The sequence below is a fragment of the Paenibacillus sp. VTT E-133280 genome, assembly GCF_002264385.1.
GTDB lineage: Bacteria > Bacillota > Bacilli > Paenibacillales > Paenibacillaceae > Paenibacillus_AQ > Paenibacillus_AQ nitricinens.
Map to the genome: position 1 here is coordinate 1 of NZ_NFUX01000176.1, position 393 is coordinate 393.

Genomic DNA, 393 nt, shown 5'->3' on the forward strand with positions numbered 1-393 from the left:
CAGTCTCGAGGGATAACGATTTCCTGCTCTACTCACTGACTACCGTTTTCCGACCTTTCCGTTGAGACTGTTTGGTGTGAGTTTCGCCCTGTCTTCATGCTTGCCATAGCCCAAATGAGTATCCATTTCGGCTTCTAACATCTCCTGAATCGTTTCGGTAGATAGATCCTTTAAGGAATTCTGCTCATCTTTTGCAGAAACTAAATTACTCTCCTTGATAAACTCTCGCAATTGTGTTTTGTCCAAAGTCACATGTGTTTCCCCAACCCTTCACCTGTTTTTTTGCTATCTACTTATTCTTACAGCAGTGATTAGAATTAAAGAAATTAAAAGAAAGGATTTAAAGTAAACTAATGGGAAGTAAAGCCGATATATAGGTTAGGTGTGCGCTCC

General features: G+C 40.2%; 1 pseudogene. It reads right to left on the bottom strand.

Annotated elements, in window-relative coordinates:
- Positions 1–252, bottom strand: a pseudogene (locus tag CA600_RS30655) (transposase); the annotation flags it as partial.
- Between the last annotated feature and the right edge of the window lie 141 nt (positions 253–393).